Annotated in this window: 3 protein-coding genes; 2 read left to right on the plus strand and 1 reads right to left on the minus strand. The window is 43.8% G+C overall.

From position 1 onward, the window contains the following. The first annotated feature begins 4 nt into the window (after positions 1-4). Complete coding sequence (gene recU, locus ACVX3R_RS07595) at positions 5-601, plus strand: Holliday junction resolvase RecU (RefSeq protein ID WP_458794763.1); 597 nt, start codon at positions 5-7, stop codon at positions 599-601. Then, positions 598-2,763, plus strand: a complete 2,166-nt coding sequence (pbp1a, locus tag ACVX3R_RS07600; protein WP_458794764.1) for a penicillin-binding protein PBP1A — start codon at positions 598-600, stop codon at positions 2,761-2,763. Before recU ends, pbp1a begins: the two co-directional genes overlap by 4 nt. A 166-nt stretch (positions 2,764-2,929) precedes the next feature. Here the strand turns inward: pbp1a and ACVX3R_RS07605 are convergent, their stop codons facing one another. Further along, complete coding sequence (locus tag ACVX3R_RS07605; RefSeq protein WP_458794765.1) at positions 2,930-11,179, minus strand: SIALI-17 repeat-containing surface protein; 8,250 nt, start codon at positions 11,177-11,179, stop codon at positions 2,930-2,932. Positions 11,180-11,182 lie beyond the last annotated feature (3 nt).

An 11,182-nucleotide genomic window follows, 5' to 3' on the forward strand; every position in this document is an offset into this window, starting at 1 on the left:
AATTATGGTCAACTATCCACATAAAATTTCATCTCAAAAAAGACAAGCACCCCTGTCACAAACTAAAAATTTCGCAAATCGGGGAATGTCTTTTGAAAAGATGATCAATGCTACGAACGACTACTATTTGTCGCATGGGTTAGCAGTGATTCACAAGAAACCGACTCCCATCCAAATCGTACGTGTCGACTATCCCCAACGAAGTCGAGCCAAGATTGTTGAAGCCTACTTTAGACAAGCTTCAACTACTGACTATTCAGGGGTTTATGATGGATACTACATCGACTTTGAAGCAAAGGAAACTAGGCAAAAACATGCGATTCCGATGAAGAATTTCCATCACCATCAGATTCAGCATATGGAACAGGTCCTTGCCCAACGAGGAATCTGCTTTGTCCTTCTTCACTTTGCTTCTCAGCAAGAAACTTATTTATTGCCGGCTATTGACTTGATCCGTTTCTATCATCAAGATATGGGACAAAAGTCAATGCCACTTGGATATATTCGAGAAAATGGATATAGGATTGAGCTGGGTGCCTTTCCCCAGATTCCCTATCTCGATATTATCAAAGAACATTTACTAGGTGGTAAAACAAGATGAACAAACAAACTATCCTGCGAATAGCTAAATATATTAGTATCTGCTTCTTAACTGTATTTATCGCAGCTATTATGCTGGGCGGGGGTCTCTTTCTCTACTATGTTAGCAAGACTCCAGCCCTATCTGAAAGTAAACTAGTCGCTACAACGTCTAGTAAAATTTATGACAATAACGATGAACTCATCGCTGATCTTGGATCAGAACGTCGGGTCAATGCACAAGCAAACGAAATACCAACCGATTTGGTCAATGCTATTGTTTCGATTGAAGACCATCGCTTCTTTAATCACCGAGGAATTGATACTGTCCGTATCCTAGGTGCCACCCTACGAAATCTTCGTGGTGGTGGGGGCCTTCAGGGAGCTTCAACTTTGACGCAGCAGTTGATCAAGTTAACCTATTTCTCTACGTCAACTTCTGACCAAACCCTTTCTCGTAAGGCTCAGGAGGCATGGCTCGCCGTTCAGCTAGAACAAAAAGCGACTAAACAAGAGATCTTGACCTACTACATCAACAAGGTTTACATGTCAAACGGAAACTACGGAATGCAGACGGCTGCTCAAAGTTACTATGGCAAAGACCTTAAAGATTTGAGCATCCCTCAATTGGCCCTCCTTGCCGGAATGCCTCAGGCTCCAAACCAGTATGATCCATACTCGCATCCGGAAGCCGCCCAAGAACGTCGTAATCTCGTCCTCTCTGAGATGAAAGGGCAAGGCTACATTACAGCTGAGCAATATGAAAAAGCGATTAATACTCCGATTACAGATGGACTTCAAAGCCTAAAATCAGCTAACAGTTATCCTCCTTACATGGATAATTACCTCAAAGAGGTGATTGACCAAGTTGAACAGGAAACAGGTTACAACCTTTTAACTACGGGTATGGAAGTCTACACAAACGTTGATTCTAAGGTCCAACAACGTCTCTGGGATATTTACAATACGGACGAGTATGTCAACTATCCAGATGATGAGTTACAGGTAGCCTCTACTATCGTTGATGTCACAAACGGGAAAGTCATTGCCCAATTAGGTGCTCGCCACCAATCAAGCAACGTTTCCTTTGGAATAAACCAAGCTGTAGAAACTAACCGTGACTGGGGTTCTACCATGAAGCCTATTACAGACTATGCTCCTGCTTTGGAATACGACGTTTATGATTCAACTGCTGCGATTGTTCACGATAGTCCTTATAATTACCCTGGAACCTCTACCCCTGTGTATAACTGGGATAAGAGTTACTTTGGAAACATAACACTCCAGTATGCTCTCCAGCAATCACGGAATGTGCCGGCTGTAGAAACGCTAGAGAAAGTAGGACTTGATCGTGCCAAGACGTTTCTAAATGGACTCGGTATTGACTACCCAAGCATACACTATGCTAATGCTATTTCAAGTAATACAACTGAATCTGACAAAAAGTATGGAGCAAGCAGTGAGAAGATGGCTGCGGCTTACGCTGCTTTTGCCAATGGCGGTATCTACCGTAAACCTATGTATATCAACAAGATTGTCTTTAGTGATGGCAGTTCAAAAGAATTCTCTGATTCTGGTACACGTGCTATGAAAGAAACGACAGCCTATATGATGACAGATATGATGAAAACTGTCTTGGCATACGGAACTGGTCGAGGAGCCTACCTCCCTTGGCTACCACAAGCTGGTAAAACTGGTACGTCAAACTATACAGATGATGAGATTGAAAACTACATTAAAAATACGGGTTATGTAGCTCCGGACGAAATGTTCGTTGGCTATACTCGTAAATATTCAATGGCAGTTTGGACAGGTTACTCAAATCGTCTTACTCCTATCGTTGGTGATGGCTTCTATGTTGCTGCGAAGGTCTACCGTTCAATGATGACTTATCTCTCTGAAGATGATCATCCTGGTGACTGGACGATGCCTGAGGGTCTTTACAGAAGCGGAGAATTTGTCTTTAAAAATGGAGCACGCAATACGTGGACCCCTTCATCATCTACACAACAAAGTTCGACATCTGAAAGTTCTAGCTCAACATCTGAGAGCTCGACTTCTCAGTCAAGCTCAACTTCTCCAAGCACAAATAATAGTACGACTACCAATCCTAACAATAATACACAACAATCAAACACAACCCCTGGCCAACAAAATCAGAATCCGCAACCAGCCCAACCATAACATTTATCACCCAGAATACTCTGGGTGATTTTTCATAGCAGTATCGTATTTATGTGCTTAGCAAAAGCCTGAGAAGACTTCCTCTCAGGCTTTCTGCGTACTATAAACCTCATTGGGAAAGATAAGAAATTGATTTTGTAATCTTGTTAAGAGGTTTTGTTGAATACTAGTCTTTCTTTGTTTTTGCTACAAATAGAGCAGATAGGGCTAGGCTAACACCTGCTAGGAAGAGGGCTGTGTCAGATTGACTCTCACCAGTTGCTGGCAAGCTTTGTTCAGCTGTTTCTGGTCTAGCTATTTCTTGCTTATAATCTGGCATCTTACCTTGATCGGAAGCTAAAGAGCTCAGTTTAAACTCAGGTTTCTCTACAGTTGGAGCGGCTTGGTCGCCTACTGTTGAGATTGGACCTGTGTACTCTGGTACTTCATGTACCAAGGCCTCAACTGCATTGACACCGCCCTGGAACTCAGGCTTCTCAACTGTCGGAGCTGGTTGGTCGCCTACTGTCGATAATGGGCCTGTGTAGGCTGGTAGCTCATGTACCAAGACCTCAGCCGCATTGACACCACCCTGGAACTCAGGTTTTTCTACTGTTGGAGCAGCTTGGTCACCCACTGTTGCTACTGGGCCTGTGTAGGCTGGTACTTCATGTACCAAGGCCTCAGCTGCATTGACACCACCTGTGAATTCAGGAATCTCAAGAACGGGTGCTGGTTCTTCACCCTTGCTTGATTGAACCGGTTCTTCTGTTAATTCTTGATAGAAGCTCGCCAATTCATAAAACTCAGCCTTGCCACCTTCCCAGGCTAATTTGACATCTAGAAGAGTGCCACCATTTCGGATAGCGAAGGTTTGGAGGCTTGATGTAATGGCACCGAGGTCTAGCCAACTGTCTTGGCCATCCTTAAGTGTTCTAGCAAAAACACGTGCTTTCGCTCCTTCAGGAAGACTGGAAACAAGACGAAGGTGGTTGGCTTTGGTTGGTTCAGACAAGTGATACACCAATTCACCCTTGTCTTTTTCAGACTTGTAGCTGGTCAAGACTTTGCCGTCTACAAGATTATTATAAAGGTTGCCTTGGCTTTCTCCACTACTTCCTTCTACTGTTGGATCATTGATTGGTTTGACAAATTCACCATCGTTGATGACCAATTCTGTAAATCCTACAAACCGAGCATCATAGTCTGCCGTATAGAGGACACGGAGATAGTTAGCTTTGACTGGTGTCGTCAATTCGCCCTCGATGTAGCGATTTCCTGGCATCTTAGAATCATGTGTCCAACCATCTGTCAGTGAATCATCGTGTTGGCTATTGGCCACACCATCTCCTACTGTCACAACATCTGTCCAAGTTTTACCGTCTTGGCTGACTTGGATCTTACCATCACGAAGGTAGTTTTGAGTTCCGTCTTGGATGTAGGCTCTAATCTTCTTGATAGTACGTTCGCTACCAAGTTTCAAGGTTACGTGGCCATCTTTATGGGCGTAGTCTGAAAACTCAACGAAGTTGTTGTAAACACCGTCAAATAGTTGATCTAGGTTGTTCAGTTTACGAACATCATTGCTGCCGTATACTGGGTGAATTCCCATTGAAGTTGAATCCAATTTTGTTGGTTGCACTTCTTTGGTCGTCACAAGGAGAGAAGTGGCTGTCACAGCTTGTTCCTGATCTGTTTTATTGACCAGACGAACATAACGTACTAAGTGGGTTGCCACAGTTCTGTCTGTCAACTGGCTGGCTGGTGTCCATTCTTGTGCATTTGCAGAATACTCTAGGCTAAGAGCAGGGTTGGCTGAGCCTTGGAGCTGGATGCTCTTGATCTGATGGATACGGTCAAGCTTCATACCTAGATAGCTATGAGCAGGGAGTTTGGTTCCAGCTGGAATCTGAAGCTCGTAACTGCCCAAGCTATCCACTACCGGCGTTTCCTTCAAGGATTCCACGTTGGTGTCTGTTAACTCACTATTTCCAGAACGTGTCTCAACAGAGAAATCCTGGATACGCCACCAGAGGTCGAGAGCCTTGGTATTGCGTACTCGGATGTAACGAGCATTGATCGCTCTGGTCACTTCCTTGGTTTGTTCTCCTGATAGGCGATCCAACTCTTGCCATGCAGTTCCATCTGTAGAATACTCAAGCACACCTGCTGCAAGTTTATCACCCGTTCCTTGGCGAAGTCGTACTTTAGTGACTGACTTGACTTCACCGAGGTCCAGTTGTGCCCAGGCATCTACTGGTGTCGTATTGCTACCGTCAGCATTTGCCATCATGGCTTCTGTATTGTCCTTGCCATCAGTGATTTGACGGGCTGAGGTATTTAGTTTGTAAACTAAGTTTGAGCTTAGACTAACTGTCGTTGCTTGTTGGCTACGAGCTTTTTCAACTGGACGGTTCACTGCAATTTCCTGAACTGCAAACCAGGTGTTCTCGCGATTCTCTGTCGCAATCATGCGAACTGCCTTAGCCTTGATATTGAGATTTTCAAACTTAAGAAGGGATTCATTTCCGACATAGCTTGGCTCTTTCAAGGTTACCCAGTTGTCATTTTCATCTTGATACTGTACTTCTGCCTTACTAAAGGTATCACGTGGATTAGCCTGCGTTCCCATAGCAAAGGTCAAGGTTTGGATTGATACCGGCTTGTTGAATTTCATACCGATATAATCACCTGTCTTGATGCTGTTTGGTGATTTAATAATCGCATGAGTTGCCAAGTCGCCATCCGTTACTTCTGCCAAACCACCTTCTACACCTGTTCGATTGGTGATAAAGGTGCTGATGATTTGGTCTGGATGCAAGACTTTTTGAACTTCAGACGCTAGAACTTCTTTCAAGGATAGGATAAATGGACGAATGTGTTGAACACCCAATTCAGCCTTTTCCATATGGTCTACATAATGGAAGGTATGAGTTTGAGACTGTTCGTAGAACTTCAAGCCTTTATAATAGCTGTCCCAAAGCTTAGCAGCATCGTTTGTAGCCATAGCTTCTGTTCCTGTAAGGAAGGCATCGAGGGCATTCATTTGGTCGATTGCATTATCCAACCAATAGTGGATTTGGGCAACCATTTTTTTATCGCCTGATGCTTTATAGAGTTCGGCTGCTTCTTTAATCTTGGCAAATTCTGCACGCAAGGCTGCACGTTCGGCAGTCACATCCTGACCAGCTTTGAGCTTAGTCATGAAGTCTGTCAATTTTGGAGCCAAGTCTACAGATTCTTCTAGTTTGACGACACGATTATCCATGTTTTGGTTGATCATGTGCTTACCAAGTTCGCGGAAGGCTGCTGATACCTTGCTATCTTCAAAATGACCATTTTCTACAAAGTTGAAGGCAATATCATTGATTTTCTTAGCTTCTTCTTCTGATTTCCACTGTTTCCATGAGTATTGAGCTCCTGAAAAGAGGGCAATCTTAGATGGTTCAGACTGTTGCATTGGGTTCAACATGATACCAGATAGCAAGCTTGGATCCACATTTGGATGAAGGAATTTCTCACCACCACCTAGAATCAAGTGTTGTTTAGAGTTATCTGTTACAGGCCAGTTAATCCAAAGTGAAACTGGGCGATAGGTCTTGCCACCTGCGGATAGATTGTTTTTGAGAGTTGAAAGGAAGCTTTCAGAGACTTCACCCCAAATTTTACCACCCGTCAAGGTCATGGATGTTGAACTTGGGAGATTTTCATTGAGGGATTTCAACTCATCTTCACGTCCATTACCCCAATACTGGCCAGGAACAAAGATCATTTCTTTACGAAGACCGCTGTAAGTTCCCTGCATTTCAGTCAACCACTTGGTCATATCTTGCATCAAGCGGTTGTAGCTATTGTAGCCTCCGACTGGGCTTGGAGCATCATCTGCAAGGATACCAAATTCGCGGACACCCACTTTCATCAACTGGGTAAATTTAGCCTTGATGGTTGCCAAATCTTCTTGGTAATGCGCTTCATTGCCAAAACGGATACGGTTGTTCATGAATGGATGGATGGTCCAGACATAGCGGGTTTTACTTTGATTTCCGACACGAGCAAGTTCACGAATTTCAGCTAGTTTTTCTTCTGGATAGAGTTCTCGCCATTTCTTGTTGTGGTATGGATCATCTTTTGGTGCAAAGAAGTATTGGTTCAATTTCAAATCGCCACCAAAACGCATGAGCTCTGCACGATCTGCGTTAGACCATGGGTTTCCATAGTAACCTTCGATAAAACCACGGTTCTTGAGCTCTGCGTAATCTTCTACTGTCACATTACGAAGGACTGGCACTTGGCTTTCCTTGAGCATGTGTTTCAAGGTTGTCAAACCATAGAAGACTGCATCTGTGTCTTTTCCGACGATGGAAATCGAATTATCCTTGATGCTCAAGACATAGGCGTCAATCTTGTCAAAGAGACCTGCTGAAACATTGGACAAGTTTTGCTCTGCTTGTGAGCCTTGTCCATGCACTCCAAGATAGATATTGGTTGCGCCAGCGATTGCTGCCTTACCAGTTGTATAAGATACTTGATTGTCCTGCAAGACACTCTTCAAGCGATTGCGAGTATAGATATCGAGTTTATCGCCCATGACCAGATTGACTTGCTTGCGAAGGGCTGTAACACCTTCTCCATAAGTCACTTTTTGTGGAGTTGGGAAGACCTTGTACTCTTTCTTGAGATAGTCTGCGCTCTTGCTGGCAGCTGCAATGCTGTCTTCGCTAGCTGGTTTACTTGCAGTGAATTGTTCTGCCAATTCAACTGTTCCATCACCGGTTTGGTCTACTTTTGGTTTTTCAGGTGTAGTTGGTTTTTCTGGTTGACTTGGTGCAGGCGTTTCTTGCTCTTCTTTAACAGGTTTCAATAGATGAACTTCAGCTGCACTTGCAAAACCACCAACGCCTTCCAATACTTTCAATTCAATCTTGTTTGTATGGACAGCAGTAAAGTTAACTGTTTTTTCTTGGGCATTGTTCTCCCAAGTACCTGATGAAACTTTCTCCATCTGGCCGTCTTTTTGAGCGTAAATTTCGTAGCGAGTGACTACACCGTTTCCTCCACCTGGACGTGGAAGATAAGTCAACCCGTTGACTTTTTCAGCTTCTTTCAAAGTCATAGTCAGAGTATATGGTGCGCGATCCCCAGACCATTTAGAATGCCAGAAAGTATTTGGATCATTGTCAAAGGCTTTCTCAACAGCGCCTTCAGTCGCGTTTCCTGGAAGTTGCTGACTGCTTGCGGTTGCAGTAATCTTATCATTTGAAATCAAACGAGGATTTACAAAAGGTTTATCTGTCAACTCCGCACTGTGCAAGATTCCTTTAAATCCACCGATACTTTCAAGCGGTAGTACCAAGCTATTGTGAGCAAAGCGAGGGTGGGCTGGATTTGCGATACGTTCAATCTTTTCACCATCTACATAGACTTCTGTAGATTGTGGTTTGGTCACGATAGAGATTTGATAACGTTTGTTCTTTTCAAGTTTTTTATTGAATTGGATATGGAACTGTTCAAACTGGTAAGCAAGATAGCCGTCTTTATCAGCTAGATAGATACGGTTGTCCCCACTTGTTGAGAAGGTTTGTTCCCCGTCTCCAGTGACAGTTACATCAAACTTCAAGACGTGACTTGGGCCAACATCACCAGCCAAGCCTTCGATACTGCTATCTTTCTCAAAAGCCAATCCCTGTTCGCTTGCCTTCACCTTCTTGCTTGCATAGTTCTTGGCTGTTTCAGGGTTGATGGTAAACAAGTCGCTTTGATCAATCTCTTTATCAGGATTTGACTGTGGCGCATAAGGGCTCGTTGGTAGGGTGCGTTCTGCAAAGGTCGCAGCTGCACGGTCAGATCCCCAGGTGCGTTCTGCAGTGGTTTGCATGCTCTTGAAGAAGCGTTTGAAGATATCATAAGAGGTCAAACCGGTCTCATGAAGGTCGATGTTATCATTCCAAACTGCGTGCCCACCACCAAGGATACTTGGATGAGAAGCTGGTAGAAGTGGACCACGACCAGTTCTGAAATCGTTTGGTGTCCAACTATTATATTGAGTTTCATAGTTAGCATAATCACCATAACCAGCTTGACGATTATCTCCATTCGGGACACTATATGTCGGTACGTCTGTGATGTTGATAATCTTAGCTCCCTGAGCAATAGCTTCTTTTGGTTGTTGCCAGCCAATACTCCAGATATCAACTTCTACTCCGTTCCAATCAACCGCTGTTTTACCTCGTTTCGCACTGAGCGAGCCCCAGATACGAGGGGTATAGCCTTTTCCTTTAATGTATTTGATAAGGTCATTGACATAGCGACGATAGCTTTCTCTGCTGCCATAGTATTCATCCGTTCCGATATGAACAGTTGATACCCCATGAAGCGGTGCATCTGGACCATCGAGGAGTTTGTCATAAACAGATTTGACAAAAGCCAGTGTTTCATCGTATTTATTGTCTAGATCGAGCATGGCTACGCGCTCAACATTGTGCTTGCCTGCATAATCGCTCAGACTACCTTGATACATGAGGTCTGGGCGAACTTTGACAAATGATAGAGCGTGACCTGGTGTGTCAATTTCTGGCACTAGATTGATATGCAAGGCCTTGGCAAGTTTAATCAGATTTTGCATTTCTTCCTTGGTATAATGCTCATCTGATGTCAATTTTTGACCATTCTTACCAACAATGTCTGTCTCCACACGGAAACCAGTCTTAGCGTGTTCAAGTACATACTTGAGTTCTTCTTCTGGACTTAAATTCTTACCTGCCAAGTGTTCCTTTAGGAAGATATAGTTATCGTTGAGGTGCAACTGCAGGTCGTTCATCTTGTAGTAAGCCATGTTGAGCATGATGTCTACAAGAGTGTCGTAAGGGATAAATTTACGACCTGTATCTAGCATAAAGCCACGGTGGCTGAAACTTGGGAAATCTCGAATTTCGCCATTTTGTAGGTTGCTTTCTCCCATTTGAAGAAGAGTCCGAGTGGCGTAGAAGGCTCCTGTATTTGTGGCAGCTTCGATGGTAATCACATCATTTTGGATAGTGATGCCGTAGCCTTCTTTACCATAACCCTTGTTTTCAACCTTTTTAAATTCGATTCGTTTTTGAGCCTGTTTGTCACCTGTTGCTAGTTCCAATCCACGGCTAGCAAGGTCTGACTGATAAAAGGTTGCTGCCTGATCAAAGCCAGAATCTCCTGTTGCAAGGACTGTATCTGAAGTGATAGAAGATTGACCTTCTTTCCCATACCATTGTTGAACAGCTGGTGCTACTTTTGGTTTCACACCCACACCTTCGTCCTGATGTAGGCCCTTGATGACTACTTCAAATTCCTTAGTGAAAGTATGGCTGTCTCTGATTTGTTGGACCATGACCTTGACGCGTTGATCTGTCAGAGGTTTATGGATACGATTTTGAAGGTCAATTACACCTTGTTTATTGCTTCCGATGAGGCTGACTTTTCCTGGTAAAGTTGGTAAGACAAGAGACTGTCCGTCTTCTGCTACTGTGAGTTCGGTTACTTGGCGGATATCCGTTACCTTACTATGGTCCGGAACGTTAGAATAAGCTCGAATTTCTTGGATACCAACGTTTCTCCAGCCCATTGTCCCCGCTTGATAGTCATTGATCTCTAACTTGAGATATTTAGCTTGAATACTATTGGCTAAGTCAACTTTCTCATCTAAAACAGGTTCTCCAGTTTTGGTATGAGCGAGTTTCCATTGTTTTTCTCCATTAGCCCCCACATCTTCTTGATCTGCGTAATAGAGATTCCAAGATTTGATATTTGGGTCATTTTGCCCATTACGAAGACGACGATCCCAGTCGATTTCCACATGCTTGATGAGAGTAGTTTTTGGAAGAGTTAATTCGAGGGTTGGTTTTGGTACATCTCTATCTGTTGCCCAACGAGTATTGTCATCTCCATCAATGGCCTTATCTCCAGTAAAGTTTGTCCCAGTCTCATGGTTGCTCGCCTGGGCAGTAGCACCCTCGAGATGGTTGATATCTTCTCTATCTTCGATTGTCTTTTCAGCTGGTTTTTCTGCTGGTGTAGTGGTTTCCGTAGGTTGATTGTCTGCCTTTGGTGTTTCAACCGGTTTCGACGTTTCTGCTGGCTTAGGACTTGCAGGACTTGTCTCTGGTTTTGCCTCTTCACTTGCTGCAGGATTGGTTCCCTCATCAGTCGCTGGAGTTTCTTCATGGCTTGCTTCTGTTGCAGCTTCTGCATCCGCCTTTTCAAGCGCAGCGGCTAAATCATCTGGTAACTTATCCAAGGCTTGAACATGAGTAATACTTCCCTCTGTCTCTGAAGGTGTTGCTGTTTCTGCCGCCTGAACCATATTGGCGCCAAAGATACTAGCACCAATCATAACGGAGGCTGCACCGATTGCAAATTTTCTTATACTATAGTGACAGCGTTTCTCAAAAAAATGTCTATCCATCTT

This window comes from Streptococcus sp. 517s, from assembly GCF_054445985.1.